The 21,861-nt window shown below is 38.2% G+C and carries 20 protein-coding genes; 13 read left to right on the top strand and 7 right to left on the bottom strand.

The annotated features are described in order from the left end of the window. Positions 1-263 precede the first annotated feature (263 nt). The 5 genes from B1C82_RS10865 (at position 264) to B1C82_RS10845 (ending at position 5,261) form a co-directional block, all read left to right on the top strand. Complete coding sequence (locus B1C82_RS10865; protein ID WP_086448565.1) at positions 264-2,198, top strand: adenylate/guanylate cyclase domain-containing protein; 1,935 nt, start codon at positions 264-266, stop codon at positions 2,196-2,198. 119 nt (positions 2,199-2,317) lie between these two features. Next, entirely contained in the window at positions 2,318-2,821 is a 504-nt protein-coding gene (locus B1C82_RS10860) for a hypothetical protein (RefSeq protein WP_086447591.1), read from the top strand. A 1-nt stretch (position 2,822) separates the two neighbouring features. Beyond that, the gene (locus B1C82_RS10855) at positions 2,823-4,025 is read left to right on the top strand and encodes an LIC10025 family lipoprotein (RefSeq protein ID WP_086447590.1); all 1,203 of its coding nucleotides are present in this window, start codon (positions 2,823-2,825) and stop codon (positions 4,023-4,025) included. 146 nt (positions 4,026-4,171) lie between these two features. Next, positions 4,172-4,876, top strand: a complete 705-nt coding sequence (locus B1C82_RS10850; protein WP_167373757.1) for a urate hydroxylase PuuD — start codon at positions 4,172-4,174, stop codon at positions 4,874-4,876. 10 nt (positions 4,877-4,886) lie between these two features. Next, on the top strand, positions 4,887-5,261 hold the full coding sequence (locus tag B1C82_RS10845; RefSeq protein ID WP_086447588.1) for a c-type cytochrome: 375 nt from the start codon (positions 4,887-4,889) through the stop codon (positions 5,259-5,261). A 51-nt stretch (positions 5,262-5,312) separates the two neighbouring features. Here B1C82_RS10845 and B1C82_RS10840 read toward each other — a convergent pair whose 3' ends face one another. The 3 genes from B1C82_RS10840 to B1C82_RS10830 are packed head-to-tail and all read right to left on the bottom strand — an operon-like array spanning position 5,313 to position 9,093. Continuing rightward, on the bottom strand, positions 5,313-6,158 hold the full coding sequence (locus B1C82_RS10840; protein ID WP_086447587.1) for an inositol monophosphatase family protein: 846 nt from the start codon (positions 6,156-6,158) through the stop codon (positions 5,313-5,315). Positions 6,159-6,175: 17 nt separating this feature from the next. After that, positions 6,176-7,117: an LIC_10030 family protein gene (locus B1C82_RS10835; RefSeq protein ID WP_086447586.1), complete on the bottom strand. Its 942-nt coding sequence runs from the start codon at positions 7,115-7,117 to the stop codon at positions 6,176-6,178. Next, entirely contained in the window at positions 7,114-9,093 is a 1,980-nt protein-coding gene (locus tag B1C82_RS10830; protein WP_086448564.1) for a beta-galactosidase, read from the bottom strand. Before B1C82_RS10830 ends, B1C82_RS10835 begins: the two co-directional genes overlap by 4 nt. 172 nt (positions 9,094-9,265) lie before the next feature. Between B1C82_RS10830 and B1C82_RS10825 the strand changes: the two genes are divergently transcribed. The 7 genes from B1C82_RS10825 (at position 9,266) to B1C82_RS10795 (ending at position 17,740) form a co-directional block, all read left to right on the top strand. After that, on the top strand, positions 9,266-10,123 hold the full coding sequence (locus B1C82_RS10825) for an Hsp33 family molecular chaperone HslO (protein WP_086447585.1): 858 nt from the start codon (positions 9,266-9,268) through the stop codon (positions 10,121-10,123). 8 nt (positions 10,124-10,131) lie between these two features. Next, the gene (gene tsaE, locus B1C82_RS10820; protein ID WP_086447584.1) at positions 10,132-10,692 is read left to right on the top strand and encodes a tRNA (adenosine(37)-N6)-threonylcarbamoyltransferase complex ATPase subunit type 1 TsaE; all 561 of its coding nucleotides are present in this window, start codon (positions 10,132-10,134) and stop codon (positions 10,690-10,692) included. After that, on the top strand, positions 10,689-11,378 hold the full coding sequence (gene tsaB / locus B1C82_RS10815) for a tRNA (adenosine(37)-N6)-threonylcarbamoyltransferase complex dimerization subunit type 1 TsaB (protein ID WP_086447583.1): 690 nt from the start codon (positions 10,689-10,691) through the stop codon (positions 11,376-11,378). The genes tsaE and tsaB overlap by 4 nt, the downstream gene beginning before the upstream one ends. Further along, positions 11,375-13,921, top strand: coding sequence for a ribonuclease R family protein (locus B1C82_RS10810; RefSeq protein WP_086447582.1), 2,547 nt, complete (start codon positions 11,375-11,377; stop codon positions 13,919-13,921). The genes tsaB and B1C82_RS10810 overlap by 4 nt, the downstream gene beginning before the upstream one ends. Positions 13,922-13,994: 73 nt before the next feature. Then, positions 13,995-14,498: a hypothetical protein gene (locus B1C82_RS10805; RefSeq protein WP_086447581.1), complete on the top strand. Its 504-nt coding sequence runs from the start codon at positions 13,995-13,997 to the stop codon at positions 14,496-14,498. Between the two features lie 5 nt (positions 14,499-14,503). Then, positions 14,504-16,117 (top strand): GMC family oxidoreductase, encoded by a 1,614-nt coding sequence (locus B1C82_RS10800; RefSeq protein WP_086447580.1) that lies wholly within the window; start codon positions 14,504-14,506, stop codon positions 16,115-16,117. A 111-nt stretch (positions 16,118-16,228) separates the two neighbouring features. Continuing rightward, complete coding sequence (locus tag B1C82_RS10795) at positions 16,229-17,740, top strand: tetratricopeptide repeat protein (protein WP_086447579.1); 1,512 nt, start codon at positions 16,229-16,231, stop codon at positions 17,738-17,740. Positions 17,741-17,744: 4 nt separating this feature from the next. On the opposite strand, the gene B1C82_RS10790 is transcribed toward B1C82_RS10795, so the two are convergent. Genes B1C82_RS10790 through B1C82_RS10775 form a run of 4 tightly spaced genes read right to left on the bottom strand, consistent with a single transcriptional unit; the run spans position 17,745 to position 20,540 of the window. Then, entirely contained in the window at positions 17,745-18,470 is a 726-nt protein-coding gene (locus tag B1C82_RS10790; RefSeq protein ID WP_086447578.1) for a type I 3-dehydroquinate dehydratase, read from the bottom strand. A 6-nt stretch (positions 18,471-18,476) separates the two neighbouring features. Continuing rightward, positions 18,477-19,445, bottom strand: a complete 969-nt coding sequence (locus B1C82_RS10785; RefSeq protein WP_086447577.1) for a KpsF/GutQ family sugar-phosphate isomerase — start codon at positions 19,443-19,445, stop codon at positions 18,477-18,479. A gap of 2 nt (positions 19,446-19,447) precedes the next feature. Then, on the bottom strand, positions 19,448-19,969 hold the full coding sequence (locus tag B1C82_RS10780; protein WP_199775753.1) for a UpxY family transcription antiterminator: 522 nt from the start codon (positions 19,967-19,969) through the stop codon (positions 19,448-19,450). After that, entirely contained in the window at positions 19,962-20,540 is a 579-nt protein-coding gene (locus tag B1C82_RS10775; protein WP_234008264.1) for an LIC_10042 family TonB-like protein, read from the bottom strand. The genes B1C82_RS10780 and B1C82_RS10775 overlap by 8 nt, the downstream gene beginning before the upstream one ends. On the opposite strand from B1C82_RS10775, the gene B1C82_RS10770 reads away from it, so the two are divergent. After that, the gene (locus tag B1C82_RS10770; RefSeq protein ID WP_199775752.1) at positions 20,527-21,720 is read left to right on the top strand and encodes a DUF445 domain-containing protein; all 1,194 of its coding nucleotides are present in this window, start codon (positions 20,527-20,529) and stop codon (positions 21,718-21,720) included. The genes B1C82_RS10775 and B1C82_RS10770 overlap by 14 nt on opposite strands. Positions 21,721-21,861 lie beyond the last annotated feature (141 nt).

The following is a 21,861-nucleotide window of genomic DNA, read 5'->3' as shown; positions in this document are numbered from 1 at the left end:
CGAACCTGGACCATATATCTCACAAACGATTTGTGTTTTGGATCTGTGTAACCTTATTGGTTGCTCAGTTTGGTTGTGTCGCGGAAACCAAACCGGTCCGTAAAATTGATTTTTCTGAACTAGAATGGGCCGGAAGACTAATAACTGAAACTCCGAACGAAAAGAAAACAGAACAAAAAAATAAAAAACAAGAATCTGTTTCCGAAGATTGGACTCCTCTTCCGAATTTACCTTGGACATTTAATAGTCTATTCCAGATCCCAATAGATTCAGGTCTTCATCAAGTTGAGATTAAAACAGAATTCGATTTAGATAAATCGGATGAACTTCTTAAGACACCTGCCGGCCTCTATATTTCAGATATAGGAGAGAACTGGAAAATTTTCCTGAATGGAATTTTAGTAAGAGAAGAATGGTATGAACCGACTGACGGACATCTGACTAAAAACCGTTCTGTAAAAGGTCTTATCATCCCTCTGCAATTTGGAATCTTAAAATCAGGCAAAAACGATCTGAAAATACGGTTTATGGGAATGGCGGATAGCAATCCTATAAAAGCAAATGACCACTTCGGCTTTTATCATCCAAAAAATTTCAGGATCTCCTCCTTAGAAGAAATCTACAATTCTAGCTCAGAATACTTTGATATATTCCTTTTCGGGATTTATTTTATATTCGGCTTTTATCATGTTCTCTTCTTCGTGACCAGAAAGCAGGATATTTATTATTTATATTTTGGTCTCTTCTCACTATTCTCTTCCGTATACTTCTATTTTACCACTTTTCATATATATAATAAATTTATAAACTTCGCTGGCGGCCCAGATACTGAATTTTTCTTTCGAGGAGAAATCTCAGCACTCATTCCTATGGTGCCTATTTTTATGCTTTTTGCGAAAGATTTCTTTTATCAAAAAGAAGGTAAGTTTTGGATCATTCGGACCTTCTGTGTTTTGAGTGGTATTTTGTTCGTAACGAATTGGGTTCTCCCTTACAAATACGTCCTTCCGAATTTGACAGTTTTTCAAATCCTCCTATTTTTGATGCTTTTGTACGTGATCTTCTTCTCTGCAAATGCGATCCGTTTAAAAAAACCAGACTCAATTAAACTAGCAGTAGGGATTGGGGTCTGCGGTCTTTTTGGACTATGGGATACAATCGATGCGATGACAAAGATTGCAGGGTTCCATTATCCTTTCTTTAAGATCTCTTTCTCAGTATTCATTCTTGTGATTATCAGCCTTTTGGTTTCCAGATACGTGAGTTTGTACAAACAATCTCAGGCTCTCAATTTGGAGATCTCAAAACAGAGGGACGCATTCTACAGATTCGTTCCTTCAGAATTTATTTCTATTTTGGATAGAGAGAGTCCTGTTGAGATCAAAATTGGTGACTCTAAAGAAAAAACAATGTCTGTATTCTTCGCGGATCTTAGAGGTTATACGACTGTCTCTGAAAAGTTGAGTCCTGATGAGAATATCAAATATTTAAACAGATACTTCTCCGCTTTCGAGGATATTATCTTCAAGAATGCGGGTTTCGTGGATAAGTATATCGGAGATGCGATTATGGCATTATTCTCCGATCATAGTGATAGAGCGGAGAAGGAGAACTTTAATTCTGCAGATAATGCTCTTCAGTCTGCGATTGATATGGTCCGTTATGTAGAATCTCTGAATGATGGGATCGGTATCGGTGCAGACTTAGGAATCGGTGTGAATACAGGTCCTTTGATATTAGGAACAGTAGGTAGCGAAAGAAGAATTGATACTACTGTTGTAGGAGACACGGTTAACTTATCTTCTCGTGTACAAAGTCTTTCCGGATTTTATAAGAGTAAAATCCTGGTAACTCATCATACTTTCTTACGCTTGAACTTACTTTCGGATGTAATGGCCAGAGAGATCGATACTGTGATTGTGAAAGGTAAAACTCAACCAGTAATTCTATACGAAGTTTTTCAAGCAGACGAACCCGAATCTGTGGATTGGAAAGAAGGCTCGAAAATGAAACTGAATGAAGGGATTGCTCTTTATAAAGCCGGTCAATTCAAGAATGCCTTTTCTATCTTTAAGGAATTATATAAAGAAAAGCCAACGGACAATATAGTAAAACTGTATGCTAAAAGAACCAAAATGATTCTCGGTCAAACTCCTCCTGGAGACTGGGATGGGATTTTCAGGCTTCATAGAAAATAATTTCCAATTTTCATCCATTCTTCTAAAATTTGGGGAACATATAGAACCTTCTCCTGTCTGATTGTTTACTCGGTTTTGTAATCCGAATTTAATCTTATTCAAATAGTAAATTCTAACACATGAAGTATAAGATCCGGGTCATCTCAATTGTTTTGCTTCTTTCTGCTTTTGGGTTAAATGCCGACGAAAAGGAGAAATTTCCGGATTTCAAATTGTCAGACCAAAAAGGAAAAGTTTTTAGTTCCTCAACTGCAAAGGGAAATACCTACTTTTTACTCGGTTGCGGCTTTAAAGATGTGATTATTTGCAGAAAACACGGACGCAAGATCTATTGGAAGATGCAGACATTATTGAAAGATGAGGATCATGTTATCTTCACTGCTTATCTGAATTTGAAAAATGCACCTTCTGCAGTTTTTGATTACATTCTCCAAGAAAAGGAGAAAGATTACGAAAGTATTTTGTTGGATAAGAAAGGGATCCTGTCCAACGGCTTAGCCGAAGGAAAATCTTTTTTAAGAGTATATTCTCCTAAAGGTACTTTGATCCACAAAGAATATTTTGAATCCGTGGATGATGCTAAAGTTTCTGAACTTTATAAGCTAGTTCGTAACGGGAAATGAAATGAGCCAAAAAGTTTTTTCATCCTACTTTTCGTTAATTCTAATTCTTCCCCTGATGGGGTGTGTAAGAAAGAATCCGCATGTTGCTGACTATTTCGAAAAATATTTTAAATACCAAGACTTTATACAAACCGAATTTAATGACGACCCGGTTCGCGGGATTTTATACGGAAATCCAGAAGCGGATTCAGAGGAAAAATTTTATAAGAAGGATGGGTATCTTGCTCTTTCCTTTCGTTTAAGTGAAAATGGCGGTCGCTTTAGAAAGGAATTATCAGATTCTCCCCTTTCCGTTTTTCCAGAAAGTCCTTATTCTATTTTTGTAAAAGCAGAACCTACAGAATTTTATACAAAGCCAATATACAAGATTACTCGATCAGTCGAGATGCTTTCTCCCGAAGTGAGTGTGTTCGATGTATTCCCATTGATAGACGAGACTATAGAACATTTGCGTAGGTCGGAACCTAATCATGTTTTAGAGCATTCTTCTCTTCAAAAATTTTTATGCCATCAATTCGACTGTGAAATTAAAAAAGAGAATGGGGAACTCTTTCTGACGTATAAACTTTCAGAAAGAATGAAGGAACAATTTCCTATCGCCTATAAAAAATGGAATAAACGTTTAGGTCAGGTTTCTTTTAGATTTCAGTTGTTCCAGCCTGGAGGTTTTTCTAAGGGTTGGGAATTTTATAATGAAGGCAAAAAAATTATATTAGGAATTCCAAATTCTTCAAAGGGATATTGGACTTCTCCTAAGACTTTACATCTCAGGACATACATGTTTATCAATGTATATGGATTAAAGATAGATATTCGAGGATTAGGATATACCCTTAAGTTCAGTCGCTCCGGAAATACAGACATTGTAACTGGATATTATAGTAAAATCCCAGAAACAACTATTGGAGGTAGATTTCTCTCTATCTTTCCTCCCGGAGCTGTGAACTTTTTCATTCCTGGAAATATGGACGAATACGCAGAAGGAAGTTTTAAACTTTTGGTAGAAGGGTCAGACGGTAAGGGAGGGACACGTTTCGAAAATAGAACTAAACGTAACGGAAATAAAACTAAGGTTCTACTTACTACTGAATCTGAAATTTTCAGAGATCGTTTTCTTCCCTTCAAGTCGAGTGATGAAGATGATGAGCCTTCTTTTTTTACTGAGCTCGGAAAAAGTATCGTATTAGATTTACGAGGTAGATGATCCTCAAAACTTCAAGTAAACTTGAAGTTAGTAAAACCAATTTAGAAACTTTCCAAAACTGCTTGACTGGACCTCTTTCACAAATAATCCTAATCGGATTCGGTTAACGACTGAATAATATTTTTAGAACTGTGTTCGGAGGAATCATGGAATTAACCCTGTTTACCACCACGAACGGGCTTTATTACTTAGTTAAGTATATTCACTTTTTATCTGGGGTGACCTGGATTGGAATGTTGTACTACTTCAACTTCGTACAAGGTCCTTTCTTTAACGAAACCGATGCGGAAACAAAGAAGAACGCAACTCAGAAATTAGTTCCACGCGCATTATGGTGGTTCCGTTGGGGAGCAATGTTTACCTTCTTGTCCGGTATTGCGATGATTGCAATTGCACTCGGAGCTCAAGGTATTCCGCATAATTCCCAATGGGTAGTAGTAATTCTAGTAGGTGCACTTTTCGGAACGGTAATGTGGGCGAACGTTTGGTTCGTAATATGGCCGAATCAAAAAGTTGTGATCGCAAAAGCTAAAGGAGAGACCACTGTGGATCCTGCTCCTAATGCAAACCGTGCATTCGTAGCTTCTAGAACTAACACTTTTTTCTCTATTCCAATGTTATTTGCGATGGGAGCGGCTCGTAACCTTCCTATCAATTATAGCCCTGATAAGTTGAGAGTTTTCCTTGGAATCATCGTACTTTTGATTGTGATCTTTGAAGTGAATGCTTTAAGAGCGGACCAAAACGGGCCTACTGTTAAGCCGATCAAAACCGTTAAAGCAGTAATTACTAGCGGAGTGATTTTCGCATTAGTTACTTATATTCTAATGGAAGTTCTTTTAACAGCTTAAGGAATATCGAATGAATCCATTCCAAATCAATCGGAGTGGAAGCAAGAAGGGCGGTAATCACCGCCTTTCTTTTTTTAGCTTTCTACTCTTAGTAATTTTTGCAGCAGCATTCTCGTTATGCAAGGACTCTAAACCGCTTTCTCCCGAAGCCGAAGCTGGTAGAGGATTATACATGGCAAACTGTCTAGCTTGTCATAATGCGAATCCGAAACTCGATGGGGCGGTTGGGCCTTCTGTGGCAAATTCTTCTTATGAATTATTAGAAGCGAGAATGAGAGGAGAATATCCTCCAGGATACGTTCCTAAACGCCAGAGTACTGCAATGACTCGTTTTAATTTTACGGAAGCTCAACTAAAATCTTTAGAAGAGTTTTTGAAACAATAAGATCTTTATTAGGCCGCTATAATTCACAGCGGCCGGGAGTTTCACGAAAAATTAATTTCTTCCGATGGAAAGTCGAACATTTCGAAGAATGTCGATGATTTGCTTATGGATCCTTCCATTGGAAGCTACTACTTCTGCCTGTCCTGACAAGAAGTGTTTTCCTTGAAAGTCGGTAAGTTTCCCGCCTGCTTCTGTTAAGATTACCGAGCTTGCTACGGTATCCCAGAGCTTTACACCCTTTTCCCAGATACCGTCGAGTACACCTTCTGCCACCCAGCAAGTATCTAATACGAATGATCCTGTTCTTCTCATGGATCTACCACAGCTGATAAACGCAGTGATATCAGAGATGACTTCGTTTAAAATTTCCTTTCTATTCGTAGGAAAGCTGGATACCAAAAGAGATCTTGCAAGTGCATCTGTGTTTGAAACATCTATACGAAGTCCGTTCTTAAATGCACCTTGGCTTAAAATTGCCGAGTAACGTGTGTCTAGTTCAGGTGCGAACACTACTCCAGCGACAGGAGTTTCTCTATGTTCTAAACCTACTGATACACAATAAAGCGGGATCCCTCTTACAAAGTTCATGGATCCGTCTATTGGGTCTAAAACCCAACGGAAAGAATTGCTTCCTTCGTGTTTGAAATAATCTTCTGAAATGATTGAGTCGTTTGGAAAGTTTTGTCGGATAAAATCGATCAGGAATTTTCCCATCAATTCGTCCGCTTTATGAATGCGGTCTTTTTCTTCTGAGTCGCTCACGATTCCGAAAACTCGGATCTCTTTTTGAAGCTTGCGAGCGGATTCAAGTATTAGCCCGGATACGGATTGGACTGATTTCACTCTCTTTTTCACTTCTTCAAGAGGGAAATCTATGGGAGGTGCTAAGGATTCCATGTTCGGGCTTATGTCCTTTATACCCGTAAAATTTTCCAAGCCATATTTCCCGATGGGGAAATGATCCTCTCTGATTTATGAGATCGGAGCCAAGCGAAGAATGAATTTCGGGCAGATTCTTCTAAGGTCATGCTGCCTGGTCTTAACAAAAGATCAACTACTTGGTGAAACGAATTAAAATCCTTTGCAATCTTATCTAGGGAAGGATCCAGAAATCGGGCCGTTAGGGTCAGGTATTCTACCGCTAATGGAGCGAAAATTTTTCCAAGAGTCCAATCTGCAGAAGTAATCCCCAGAGACTCATGTATAAAGCTTACCTGCTTAGAATAATCCACTTCATCAAAAATTTCAGAATATGTATGCCTAACTCCTTCGAACGTATCCGTGGAGATCTGTACCATGAAGTCAGACTCTTGGTACTTCTTAGCAGTAAAGTCTATAACCGCATCTTCTAAGACCGTGAGAGAGTCTAAAGGAATTACTCGAGTAGAAAAATATGCTCTCGTGGTGTAAACAGACATAGTTTTTCCTTGAGAAGCAGGGATATAGATATCTTCCTTGGGCGCTCCGCCAAGGTGCATCAAATGAAAACTGGTAACGATTGCAAAAGGGGGAAGTTTCTCTCTCCATACTTCTGGAGAATTCTCTCTGAACATTTCTCCATCCGTATAGAATGGCTTGATCAGAAATAAACGATCAATATCCCTTTTCGGTCTTGGTTCAGGAAGCACAAGTGAATCTGCAACAAACTCAGGCGCAAATAGAAGCATAGATTTCAAAAAATCTTCTGCAGAACTAAACTCTATTTCGAAAACAGAAGTAGAAGGTAAAATAAACTTTTCTTCGAACTCAATGAAGGAAGTATGAAGGTTATCCACATAAACGGAATATTCCTTGTTTCTTCCATTCGAATGATTCTTTAGGAGCTTATTTAATTCTTTAACTTCATTCAGCTTCATTTTTTTGTTTTAGGCAGAATCCTCACCTCGTATGGTTTGAGTAGCTTGAAACCGGCAAGGGCCTTCTTATCGGAATGATTGATAAAAATTTCGTAGTCTTTGGACTTTCCCTTTCTAAAACTATGCTCTATTGTTGGGCCATAAAAAGTAAAAGGGATACCTGCCATTTTTAAGGTTCTTCTGTATAATAGCATAAACGAGATCGGACTCAGACTTGCTCCAACGTATACGACAGATCCTTTTCCAAATCGATTACAAGTAATGACAGGTTTTCCTTTATAAAATTTCTTATCATCAGAATATCTTGCCCAAACTTTGGCAGTAGTGGGTTCCAGTATCTCACAGACTTTGGAACAGGTTCCTGGTAAAACCCTGAATCGGAACTTAACGTTTCGATTTCCGACTGCTTCAAACTTTCTTACCTTAACTCCAGCCATTTCGGAGAATGGACCAGGCACTTGAGATTCTAACATCCAAGAATTTTTATCTTTTAAACCTGCTCTATATCCTAAAACTAAAACACCTCCATCTCTAACGAATTGCTCCAATTTTTTAACAATAGGATCATCCACTATCGCATAGAGGGGAAGGACCAAAACTTTGTACTTGGAAAAATCAGTTTTGGAGATTGGTAAGAAGTGAGTATTTACATTTAGAATATTAAGACCTGCAAACCAAGTTGCCATTTCAATATCATATCCAACTTGAGCAAAAGGAACAGGACTATGCTTCAAGCCAGAAGAGATTGGTTGGTGTTTGAAATTTCTAGCATTCTCTATATCATGAAGAACTGCTACGTCTGCCGGAAAATGTTCTGACGCAAAGTCTTTAGCCTCAGGTAGGATTTCAGAGATCCCTTTTTGCAATTCTAAGTATCTGTCTGTAAGGGATTTGTCATGGTCTAAAATCCCATAACAAAGTTGCTCCTGTCCGAACCTTGCAGTTCTATATCTGAAAAATACAATTTGTTCCGCACCTTGGACGATTGCTTGTTTCATCCAAAGTTGAATCTGGCCTGGAGCGGGAAGATAACCTAAAGTATCATGTCCTTGGAATCCCGAAATTTGTTCCATCACAGTAAATGGAAGATCTTTCAAACCTCGATTGTACTGGTGCATTGCTGAGATAAATGGATGAGGGAATGGCTCTTCTTGATCTCCCCAGGTAGGATAATTATCCCAAGACACATAATCTAAATGAGTGAATAATTCGCTCATATCAATTACAGGAAGAAAAGGACTTGGATATAAGTTTGTAGTGAGTTTTCTATTAGGAGAAAACTTTCTGACAATATCAGACTGCAATTTTACAAAATCCACAATCGTATCTGAGTGGAATCTATAAAAGTCTTGGATCATAGAAGGGTTAAAACCTGCACTCACATGAGGGCCTGGAAGTGGGATCTCATTCCAATCATTGAAGATCACTCCCCAAAAAATATTTCCCCAAGTATCATTTAGTTTTTGGATCGTTTTATATTTTGATTTCAACCAAAGACGAAAAGCTTTAAGGGAAGTTTCCGAATGATCGATGTCTGATCCTTCATGTCCGATCTCATTATCTATTTGCCAGCCAATAACAGCTGGATGATTGCCTAATGTTTGGGCCATCTTAGTCACTAACCGAACCACTGCTTTTCTATAATTTGGAGAAGAAAAACATGCCTGTCTTCTTGTGCCTATATTTCTTAGAACTCCATCTCTTACCTGGAGAACATCAGGATATTTTTTCGCTAGCCAAGGAGGGAATGTTGCCGTTGGAGTTCCTAGGATCACATCCATTTTATGTTTATGAAAGAGATCCAACATCTTCTTCCAAAAAGAAAAATCGAATTTGCCTTCTTTAGGTTCGACTAATGCCCATGAAAACTCTGCGAGACGGACTCTGGTTAATCCCATGTCCTTCATGATCCGAATATCTTCTTCCCAATCTTTTGGAGTCCATTGTTCAGGATAATAATCAGCTCCGAAAATCATTCGGTCCTCGCATGTTAAAAAGGTAGAGACGATGATTCTCTTGAGGGAAGATCTTTCCAGAAAGAAAACCATTAAAACCCATCGAAATTCGGAAAAAATACTGTCTTTTCGATACGATTCAGGGAGAATAGATTAGAACCTCGTCCCATAGGGTCGGGAATCCTAACATTGCATGGAAAATCACGATATATACCATTATGGGATTCTTCCCGACGTTCACTTTCGTTTTTCCTCAGCCGAAATTTCCTACGCAGTAACCGCCGCGTCTAACTTACACGGTTTTGATGATGCAGGCACGGAGCTTCTGGCAAGGACTATGCTTGCCGCGTTCTTCTTAGCAGATCTAGTGAAAGAAGATACAAAGGTGAGCGTTCAAATCCGGTTTTATGATGATACTGAGATACATTCAGTCTTAGCGTATAGCACTCGTGGCGGAAGGTTAAAGGCAACTCTGAGATATCGCCCTGAAGAAGATATAGAATCAGGACAGATCTCAGAGGAAAATTTAGGAATTTTAAAAGTATTCCGTTGGAAAGATGGAGAATGTATTTATCAATCCATTGTTCCATTTAGAAACCAAAGTTTCGAAACAAATATTGAAAACTACCTGAGAGACTCGGAGCAGGTTCCTTCCTTTTTAGTAGCTTATATTAAATTAGAAGGTTTGCATTGGAGGATCAAAGGTTTATTCTTACAAGCATTGCCGGAAGCACGGCCAGAACATATAGATGCAGTTAGGGAACTAGCCGGAAAACTTGAAGAGGAAAAATCCAAAGTTTACGAAGGCACTGTTTCTCAAGCATTAGAAATTTTGCAATCTTCTTGGAATACAAAGTTTGAGATCTTAGCAACCGGAAGACCTGAATATAGATGTGATTGCTCCGAAGAGAAGATTAAAGAGCTGATCCAAAATTTAGGAAAAGAAGAAGCGATGGATATTGCAGAAGAGCAAGGACAGATTGAAGTCACCTGTGAATTCTGTAATTCTATTTATAGATTTCCAAAAGCAGAGGTCTTAGAGTTATTTTAAGAAATAGAATGTTAGGACGGTTCGAAAATCTTACCTTAGATTCTATCGATATCCCTGTCTCAAAACTTGCCGGGATTCTTGCAGCTATCTGGAAGGAAGGAAAATTTCCCCTACTTCTTCTTTCTGGAAAAATGGGTTCAGGCAAAACCACTTTCGTTTCTAAACTTGTAAAAGCTCTTTTGGATCGATTGAAACCTGGATTGGATAAGTCCAAACTATTTGTAAATTCTCCGACATATACTTTGATGAATGAGTATCCGTTTCCAGAGATACAAAACAATTCAGGCGATCCATTAGAGATCTTTCATTTTGATCTATATCGGCTCGGCTCGCCGGAAGACATCTCGGATTTGGGTTTTGAAGAGTATTGGAACGGTAAAGGAATTTCTCTGATTGAATGGTGGGAAAAAGGGGAGCCTGAATTTAAAAACAGAAAATTCCGGATCAAAATCGATTTGGAAGAAGCTGACGAGGACACCAGGAATCTGCAGGTTGAGTTTTTAGGAGAAGAATGGAGAAGATCCGATCTTTCAATCGAATCTTTCCTAAAGTCGGAGAAAATTTTATGACAAAAATATTATTCTTCGATGCCACGAATTCTTGGATTTTAGTGGGATGTTACCTTAAAACAGAAGATGGCAAACTAGAAAAACTTTCAGAATACAAAGAGTTGCATAATAGAGAATCTTCTCTCTTACTCATTAAAGAAATTTCTAATTGTTTAAAAGTTTCTAATTGGGAAAAACCTGATATCATAGTAACTGCTACTGGCCCTGGATCTTTTACTGGAATTAGGATCTCGGTGGCGACTGCCCGGAATTTTTCACAAATCTGGAATATTCCTGTTTTAGGAATTGATAGTATAGAGTTATACACCTGCCAATATTATGTAGAATCCGAATCTTCCGTTTGTGTAGGAATAGAAGCGAAACAAGGAAAAGTTTATTTCGGTCTAAGAGACTCCAGAGGTTATTGGGGTACTATAGACATTGCTCCGGATTTGATTCCGGAAACCATCCCGGAAGATAGGATAGGCTCTTATCTTACTGGAATTAAGTTCAGCGACTCTCCCGACTTTTTTGCGGGAACAAATATGAAAGAAAATCTTCCTTCGCCGGAAGCGAGCATATTGGAGAAATCCAGTGAGATCAAAATGGCATTAGCCAAGCCTGAAGATCATTCGTATTTGCGATTGGTTCCTAATTATTTGCGAGGAACTTATGCTGATGATAAGCCTAAGGTACATTATACATGACACAAAAAAAGAAAATAGTTAAACAAATACAAACAAAGAAAAAAACAAAAACCAAAGAGAATACTGAAAAGAACAAAGGATCTAAAAATTCCGTTCCAAAAGAATCTAAAGATAACGATTTAAGACAAAAAATCAGAGAAGCGAAGGAGAAGGTTTCTAAAAAGAAAAAAGATCATAAGTCTCCTCGTTCCAAAGACCTGGAAATTTTTCCTGTCGAAAAGAAAGTTCAGAGAGACCAAAAAGTCCAGAAATTTGATACGCCTCACCCACCTTCTCCGCCTAAAAAAGAAAAAGAATTCAAGGCTACCAACTTTAAGAAAGAATCTAAACGGGAATCTCATATTCCTTCTTCAAAGCCTAAGTTTTACGATAGAAAATTCGGAAGTCATGATTGGGAAAGAGAGAATGAGCCTGGTAGAAAACTTCTAAAATTTTTCCGTTCTAAAGCAGGAAAGGTTCTTTCTATGCAAGAGATTTATTCAAAGTTCATTGCTCATGCAGGTCAGAAAAAAGGATTTAGAAGAGAGAAATGGGAAGCCCAAGAACAAAAACGTTCAGCAGAAGAAGTTCTGATCTTCTTCGAAAAAGAAGGGCTGATAGAGATCCAAAAAAAGAATATTATAGTTCATCCTAATCAGACCTTGAAAGGAACCATCTCTTTAAGTAAAAAGGGAGATGGATTCGTAAAACTTACCACAGGAACTGAAGTATTTGTTCCGGGTCAGTATACTTCTTCTGCAATCCAAGGTGATCTTGTGGAAATTCTTCCTACAGGTATTGGCCGCAAAGGAAAGTTAGAAGGAGAAGTTGCCTCCGTTCTTAGAAGAGGTCGTGAACTTTATAGAATGAAGGTCACTGAGAAAGATTATAAGTTTATAGTCGGAACCTTCTTAGATATGGAAGGAGATCTGAAAGAAGGTTTCCTTCCCCGCAAATCATTGCTCCAAGATCTACAAGACGAGATCAATATCGGAGACGTTCTGATCGTAACTTTAAAGCAAGACTCTGATCACGAAAAAAATCTATACGAAGCTCACTTTGTACGTTTTGAGTCAGACACCAAAGAAGACACGGATCTGATGAGAATGTTGATGAAGTATAATTATACTATTCTTTATCCGGAAGAAGTAAAATTAGAAGAACTTCCTGACGAAGTGGATGAATCCTCTGTGAATAATTGGAATTCCAGAGTAGATTTAAGAGAGCTTAAGTCCATCACAATAGACGGAGAATACTCCAAGGACTTTGATGATGCGATCTCCTTTATAGATGAAGGAAAGAAGATTAGATTCTACGTTCATATCGCAGATGTTTCTCATTATGTACAACCAGGTTCCGATCTGGACATAGAAGCGTATGCAAGAGCTACTTCCGTATATTTAGGGAGTAGAGTTGTCCCGATGCTTCCTCCTGAGCTTTCTGAAAATCTTTGTAGTCTTGTAGCTAAGAAAAATCGATTGGCTTTCACGGTGGAGATGGAAGCAGATTGGAGCGGAACAATCTTCCATGCTAAGTTTTATAAATCTATAATCAAAGTAGAAGAAAGATACACTTATAATCGTGCTGAAGAAGAGATCAAATCTGGAGATCCGAACAATTGGATTTTCCAAATGATGAAATTTGCAGACATTCTTCGCAAAAGAAGACTTAATTCTGGAAGAGTGGATCTGAATCTAAAGGAGACCAAGGTAGTCACGGACTCCGAACATAATGTAATAGAAATTAAACCTGTAGACAGACTTCAGGCGCACATCCTGATCGAAGAATTTATGCTCTCTGCAAACATCAAAGTTGCAGAATACATTCGTAAAAAAGAAAGACCTACTTTATATCGTGTCCATGAACCGATGGATGTAGAAAAGTTAGAGATGCTGAATTCATTCCTAAGTTTGAATGGAGTTAATGCTCAATTACAAGACACAAAATACGAATCCATTCGGAATGTTTTGCAAGTGATTGAAGGAACTCCTTCGGAACGTTTGTTTAATATTTCTCTTTTAAGAAGTTTTATGCAGGCTTATTATTCGGGCGAATATCTAGGACATTGGGGATTGGGTTTTAAAGATTATTGCCATTTCACTTCTCCCATTCGCCGTTATCCTGACTTGGTTTGTCACAGGGTTTTAGAAAGTATTCTTCTCGCTGAAGAAGAACCTTATTCGGAAGAAGATATCAAAGTGATGGGTCTTCATACTTCTCACGAAGAAAGAAAGGCAACTGATTCTGAAAGAGATTATTATAAACTCAAAGCCTGTAGGTTTTTAGAGAAAACAGGTATCAAAGAATTTAATGCTACTCTTGTTGGATTCAAGGCAGCGGTCGCATTTGTGGAATTGAATAACCCTCCAGTCGAGGCAATCATCCCTGCGATAGAATTCACAGACGAAGGCGAGTTGCAGGCAGAGACAGACTTTACATTCTATTCTAAAAAATATACCAAACAATATTCATTAGGAGAAACATTTCCTGTTGAACTGGATAGAATTGATTTTGAAGAAATCAAAATTTACGTGAAGATGAAAAAATTCCAAAAGAAAGGATAGACAAAGTCGAACAGATTCCAGAACATTCGTTACGGCAAACTTTGTTATTTCGAACAAAGTTTAGGAGTTAGAATTGGAATCGTTTCTGGATGAGAAAGTTTCTCGTAGTCGCTTTCTAAAGTTTCTGTTCAAAACGGCCGCCATCTCGGCCATCCTAGTTCCTCAAGCATCTTGCAAACCTGGATCTATTCCTAAGCTGCATGGATTGAGTGATTCTGAATATCTCGCATTCAAATCTTTAGAAGAAGTTTTCCTTGTAGGAAATCCAATCCAAGGATTTGACTTAGGAGTGGCCGCAGATAAATACATCTACGGTCATCCTTATCCTATCGATACAGAATCCGTTTTGAAATTATTGGCATTCTTGCCTGGCTCTTCTCTTGTTTCCTTTGCTTTGGATTTTTCTTTCACCTCTATGGTTGGGCTTTCCAAAGAAGATAGAGAGAAACGACTTCTTTCCTGGAAAAACTCTTCATTATCTTTGAAAAGAGGCGCTTATAATATCATGCGCCAGTTGTCCTTCTTCTTAGTTTCAATGGAAAGAGATTATAACGAACTAGTGGGATATAAAGGTTAAGAACTATGGGCGGGATTCCTAACGCAAATTCTGAGATCATCACTCCGGATAAACATGAATCTTTGATCAAAGAGAAAGGTATCAAAGACGGAGTTTGGAAATTACAAGCAGAAGCAGTTATTATAGGTTCTGGTGCAGGTGGAGCAGTAGTTGCTGCGACTCTTGCAAAGGCTGGATGGAAAGTAGTCCTGATAGAAGAAGGAGGATATTTCACTCCTGCAAAATTCACAGGGGATGAGTTCCTAGCCCAAGCAAGATTGTATAGAGATGCAGGATTTGTCATCGCAGAAGAACAGACTCTTTCTATCTTACAAGGAAGAACAGTGGGTGGTTCAACTACCGTAAACTGGCAAACTTCTCTTTATCCTCCTGATTACGTAACCAACGAATGGGATTCTCGCTTTGGTTGGAAAGGTTACGGAAGACAGGAAATGGATGCATTTATTTCGGAAGTCCATGAAAGGATAGGTGTCCACGAAGTTCCACAAAATCTTATCAACGCAAACAATAATACTTTAATGAAAGGTGGAAAAGCGTTAGGTTTGCATCCAGAAGTATTAAAGAATAATAATAGAGGATGTATTGGCGTCGGCCGTTGTGGTTTGGGCTGTCCTATTAACGCTAAACAATCTGCATTCTTAACTTGGATCCCTGATGCGATTGAAGCTGGTGCAACTGTAATCTCGAATATGAGAGCACAATACATCCAAGACGGTGATATTAAAACAGTAGTTGCAGAATTCACTCCTGATCCTTATGAAAAGGCTCCGAGCAATATTCTAGAAAAAGTAATGATCGAAGCTCCTGTAGTAATTGTGAGTGCTGGCGCGATAGAAGGGCCTGCTCTTCTTCAAAGATCAGGACTAGGAAACGACTGGGTGGGAAGAAATTTAAAAGTTCACCCTACAAGCACAAACTTTGCAATCTTTGATGAGACTATAAATATGTTCTCAGGGCCTCCTCAATCCGCGGTAATCAAAGATGGTCATAACCAAGACAATACTGGTTATGGTTACTGGTTAGAAGTAGCTCCATTCCGTCCTACACTAGCAAGTTCACTGATTCCTTTTTATGGACAGAGACAATTCGATGCTATGAAGAAGTATCCGAACATGAGTGCGGGCATTGTGCTTGTTCGTGATGGTGCAGATGGCGAAGCGAATGCTTCCGTGAAATGGTCTTTGGGAAGAAGAAAAGTTTATTTCGAGATCACTCCTACCGATGGTAAAAATTTACTTAAAGGACTGAAAGCTCTTGCAGAAGTACAAGTTGCTGCAGGTGCAAAGGCGATCATATTCCCATTCCCTGATGTACTAGATCCGATCCCAGTGGATAAAAATTCCAAGTTCGATTGGATCTTGGATAAGAGTATCGAACCTGGAAAGATTGCAATTGGTTCCGCTCACCCCCATGGATCTATCCAAGCAGCTAAGTCGGCCGACTTGGGTGCAGTGGATATGGATTTCCAACTCTATGGTCATAAGAATATTTTCGTAATGGATGCTTCTGTATATCCTACAGGATTATCCGTAAATCCTCAAATTACGACCATGAGTGTGAATCTAAGAGCTGCAAGAGCCTTGGCTCAAAGAAAGTCAGAGGTTTTAGGAAATAAATAATTCCTTTGGGAAGGCGAGAATTCCACTTTATTCGTGGCGTTCTCTTCCAAAATTGGATAAATGCCTTCCTTCTTTTGTAGTATTCGGAGGGAAAATGTCGGTCTTACCAGTATGGGTAAGCCGTTCTTTTCTCTACTGATTTGCTTTAGTATATTCTTCTTTTCCCATTCTGTCTTCGCAGATATGAAAGAAGGTAAAAAAGCTTATTCCAGAAAAGACTACACAGAGGCTCTCAAACAATTCCAGAAGTATAATGATGGTAACCCCTCCTCCGGTGAGGCTTGGATGTATATGGGTTATATCTATGAGAGCAGAAAAGATTATAATAAATCCATCCAAGCATTCAAAAAGGCAGTTAGTTTAAACCTTCCTAAAAAGGATCTGGTCAATTCTCTCACAAAAATCATTCTTTATCATAATTATCAAAGAGATTATGGAGAAGTAATCTCTTATTCCAATCGATTATTAAAGATCGATCCGGACCTTTCGCATATCCAAAAGATTAGAGCTGCCGCAGAAGAAAGATATTCTTCTGGCGGACCTCGCAAACCTGTTTATCAGGAAGAAGAGCCGGAACAAGAAAGTGTTTCCAGTCTTGAAAAAAAATTAAAACAAGATCCCAATAATAAAGAAATACTCTGGAGACTTGCATTAGCTTATTATAATGAAAAAGAATTTGCTAAATCCGAATCCATTCTTTCCGGATTGGTAAAGGGTGAACCGGAGAATGTGGAGTACGGTTATAAGTATGGTGCTTTGCTTGTGCGAGTTGGAAATTACGATGATGCTCTAGTAGTTCTAAATAGAATAGAACCTAAAATTCCTTCTGAAAGAGAAAAATTACTCTATTATACTCACCTTACTCAAGCGGCCGCTTATCATAAAAAGAAAAACTTCGAGGAAGCATCTAAGTATTATCGAAAAGCGCACGCGAATAAACATACTGTCCTTCCTTTGATTGGTCTGACCAAAATTAAATGGCAGCAAAAAGATTGTGATAACGCGATCAAAACTGCCGAAAAAGCTCTCGAATACGGAGAGAAAACCAGAGAGATCCGAATGTATATCGGGCTTTGTAAGATTCAGATCGGCAAAAAAGAAGAAGGTTATGATATTCTGAAAGAGATAGGTGCGGCTATTGAAAAAGAAAATCCGGAATTGAAAGAACTTCCGGATGTGTATTATGACGGTATCTTAAAACTCGCTAGATATTATACGAATAATGGAAATTACGAAAAAGCTCTTAAATATTTCCATGCGGTCCAACCGGATGAAGAGGAAATTAGAGAATATAATTTCTATTTAGGTAAAACTTATCTTTATACTGGTTCGGTAGACAAGGCAATTATTCTCCTAGAAAAGGTAGAAGATTCCGCAGGAGCTTATTATCTTTTAGCCAAATGTTATGCAGAGAAGAATGACCAAGAAAAGACAGCATCCTATATTAAAAAATCTGGAAGCATAAAATCTTCATACTGGGCTTCTGCGGAGAAAGATAAGGCATTTAAAAAGTTTAGATCCGACGAGAATTTCAAAACATTCTTAGAAACTCGTGCAGGAACTAGAGATCATAAAAAATCAGAAGATGATAAGGAAGAAGACGATTCCCAAGATAAGGATTAGTCCTTTATTTTCTTTTAGAAAGTAAAGTGTCCAGATCGACCTGTCCTGGAGCCTTTGGCTCTCCCAAACAAGAGTAAGTAAACTGAGATCCTATCTTCTCGGGAAAGATCCTGAATTCTTTTCCAGATTCTCCCATTAATATTCCACAGAATCCGATCGGGATATTTTGTTTAGCGCATAGTTTAGAAAGTTTAAGCGCAGAATCTTGAAATTCTTTCGATTCTTGTTCGCTTTTCGGAAGCGCGGCAATCTTAAAAATTCTCTGGAAGGGAAGTTTAGACTTAACTGTTGCTAAAACTTCTTCCGTAACCGGTCTGAGGAAAAAGAGTAATTCTTCGTAATCTGGAATTCCGGAAAAACTATGAACAGACCGAATGATCCCGAAACGTCCCTCATCAATTCCATTAAAGACTGGATTGTCTTTGTCTAATTCTAGATCTATATAATGTTTTCCTGATTCTAAACCAGAAAGTAATAGATCAATATTCTCACTACTCCAAATTCCTACACTTTTCAGACTGGAATCTTCGGGTTGTCTATAGGTGAATACACAGGATGCATTTAGATCTTTAATTTTCTTTAAGATCTTTTCCGGCGCGTCTTTATTGGAACGAAATTGATCCAAACGTATCTCTAAAAAATCAGCCTTAGGAAGAGTTTTTAATCCAAAAAACTCCTCTTCATTCAAAGTAAGAATGATCTGTATTTTCTGAGAGTCGCTTAAGCTCATGAAAGATCAGAGTCCTTTTTGTAAAAGATCATGGATGGAAACGATTCCAAGCAAAACTCCGTCTTTGGAACTGATCGGAGCTACAGAGATAGGTTTTTCTCTCCTTTCCATGGATTGTAAAACGTCGTAAGCCATGATCCCACTTTCAAATACTGTAGGTTTGGAGTTCATTAGATCTTTTGCTTTGATAGATTTATCTAGCTTTCCATCATTCAGTAATTTTCTAATATCATAATCGGTTATAAAGCCGATCAGTTTTCCGCTCGAATTTACTACACCTGTTGCGCCCACGAGTTTTTTTGTGATCTCGGAAAGAACTTCCTCTAAACTTGCATCTGAGCCGACCTTAGCGAGTTTATCTCCCTTTCTCATGACATCGTCTACTTTTAATGACAATCTTTTTCCAAGTCTACCTGCAGGGTGGTATAATGCAAAATCCTCTTTCTGGAAGTTTCTAAGCTCCATTAAAGCCATCGCAATTGCGTCCCCTAACATCAAAGCGATCGTAGTGCTTGAAGTTGGTGCAAGTTCTAAAGGACATGCTTCTTTTAATACTGGAGTTAAGATTACAATATCGCAGTCCAATGCCAATCTGGACCCCGGATTTGCAGTTAATCCTACCAATTTTGCACCAATACTTTTTATAGTAGGAAGAAGGTTGAGTAATTCTTCGCTTTCGCCACTTTTACCGATTGCGATGACCACATCACCTTGGGCTAAAATTCCAGCGTCACCATGAGCTGCATCGGATGGATGAAGAAAATAAGAGGGAGTACCAGTTGAAGATAAAGTGGATGCGATCTTTTTACCAACATCTCCAGATTTTCCGACACCGGTTACGATCACCTTTCCTTTTGATTGGAAGATGAGTTCGACCGCTTTTTCTATATTCGGATCTAGATTTTCTCTGAAATGAAGAATTGCTTCTATCTCTATATCCAAAGCTTTTTTAACTTTATCTAATGTATTTCCCATTTCTAATTCTCCTCGTCCGTTTCTAATAATTCCGAATCCAATTCTAAAGATACTGTGGTACCCGTTCCGGAAATGGAAACAAGTATAGACGATTTACTTCCTTTTCGGATCACTCTCGCTTTTCTGTCTTTAAAAAGTCCACTTCGGATCCGCACCTTTTTACCGGGAGCCAACATCTTCTCTCTTTCAATCTTGATCCTATCCGGATACTCTGTTACAAGTTGGCGGATTATCTCAATATCGTCGTTTTCGATGGCAAAAGGAATTTCTCCAATCGATACGAATCGTACTGCTCCTGGGGTTTCCAGGACTTTTAGTTTTTCGGTCCTGATATCAATTTTTACGAATACATAAGAAGGAAAAACAGGGATCAGAACCGTTTTGATCCGATCAGACCATTTTTTTTCGGTCGAGATAATCGGCAAGTATTGGGTTACTCCCTTTTTCGAAAGTTCTAGTGCTAACTTTTTCTCTGCCCTAGAATTTGTATAAACAGCATACCATGATTTAGAAGGTTCAATCATCAGATTCAATACGAAAGGATATAGGAATAATTATTATATTTCCTTCCGGCAGTTGAAATTTCCAGCTAGAAACTGACCTTCTAAACTGCGTTTCAAAAACCTTATATTTGCAAGGTTTGATCGTTGTAATTTTTTTTGCCGTCCCATTTGAGCCTATCACCACTTCCCAAGAACAATCTGATTCCAATCTCTGCTCCAACGCTTCCGGTGGAAAATGGATCTCGTTTTTAAATCTTTCAATTTCAGCTTCCGGTGTTCCAGCCAAACCCGAATTAGAAGAAGTATCCGGTCCTTCTCCCAAATTTTTGGGAAGTGAAAAATGTAAACTTGGGATTTGGCCTTTGCTAAGACTCAGCTTGATCTGTTCAGTAAAGTTTTCAGATCTTAGATTTTGGACTAAATAATAAGATAAAAATAGGACAGCATGAATAGAGAGAGAAATGAAAAAAGAAACCCTGGAGCCCATTGATTGATACAATTTTACAAGGATATTAGGTGTTGAATTTTTCTTGAATCGAATTTTTGGACCTATAAAACTCAGCTCGATGCACGGGTCAATGATGGAGATCATTTCAATTCTGATTACTTGCTCCTTTGTGGGTTGGATCACCAACTATATAGCAGTGCAAATGATCTTCTATCCTGTTAAGTTTAGAGGATTGGGAATTTTAGGCTGGCAGGGCATCATCCCAAGACATTCTAAAAAAATGGCAGGACTCATTTCTGACGTGATGATGGAAAGATTGATCCGACCTTACGATCTATATAAAAAAATCGATCCGGTGCAAATTTCAGATCTGATCCGAGATAGGATAGGAGAAAAATCTTCTTCAATAGTAAAAGATATATTTTTCGCTGACAACCCAGTGATCTGGAAGATGGTCCCTGAAGAAGCAAAACAAATTTTAGAACAGGAGATCCGAGAAGACATTCCTAAAAAAATAGAGGAGATCTATACTTCCTTTGGCAAGAATTTGGAAAGTATATTAGGAATCGGTGATTTAATTAAAGAATCTCTTTCGGGAGAAAATGCAAATATTCTATCGGAAATTTTTAGAAGATGTGGTGGCCCTGAATTTAGATTTATAGTTCGTTCAGGGATTTATTTTGGATTTCTGATTGGTTGTGTTCAGGTACTATTCATCGCGTATTTGAACCAGTGGTGGACCATGCCGTTGATGGGAATTTTTGTAGGTTACATTACTAACTGGCTGGCTATCCTTATGATCTTTTCTCCCTTACAGCCTAAGAACTTTTTATTTTTTAAATACCAAGGTCTTTTCTTAAAAAGACAGGTGGATGTTTCCAGAGAATTTGCATCCGTAGTCGCTTCTAAAATTTTAGATCCTGAAAGTCTAATAGGTGTGATCTTTAAAGGAAAGGGAGGAGATCTGATCATTGCGGAACTTCTTTTTAAATCCAAAGAATTGATGGAAGAGAAGTTAAAGAAAAAAATTCCTTATGCTTCTTTGATCTTAGGCTCGAAAAAGTTAGAAGAGCTAAAGGAAAGAATTGCGAATTCTATACTAGAACTAGTACCTGAAACTGCAGACAAAATGAAGGACTATATCGAAGAGAGATTAGAAATAGAAAAGTTGGTCTTTGATAACTTAAGTGTACTACCCCCTGAAGAATTTGAGCACCTATTACATTCAGTTTTTAAAGAAGATGAGGCAACCTTAATTAGCTTAGGTGCTTTCCTTGGTGGACTTGCAGGCTGTGTACAAGCGTATCTTGTTTTTGTAAAATAGGAATGCGGTCGGTTATTTAATTCATTATTCTATAAAATAAACCGAAAGTATTATTAGATAAATATAGCTTTATCTGAATTATTTCTCTTTGATATTCTGGTTTAATAAAATCAAGAATTGATTCTTTTAAATTCGCTATAC

Source organism: Leptospira venezuelensis, assembly GCF_002150035.1.
Taxonomy (GTDB): domain Bacteria; phylum Spirochaetota; class Leptospiria; order Leptospirales; family Leptospiraceae; genus Leptospira_B; species Leptospira_B venezuelensis.
This window is presented reverse-complemented; position numbering and strand designations above follow the sequence as displayed.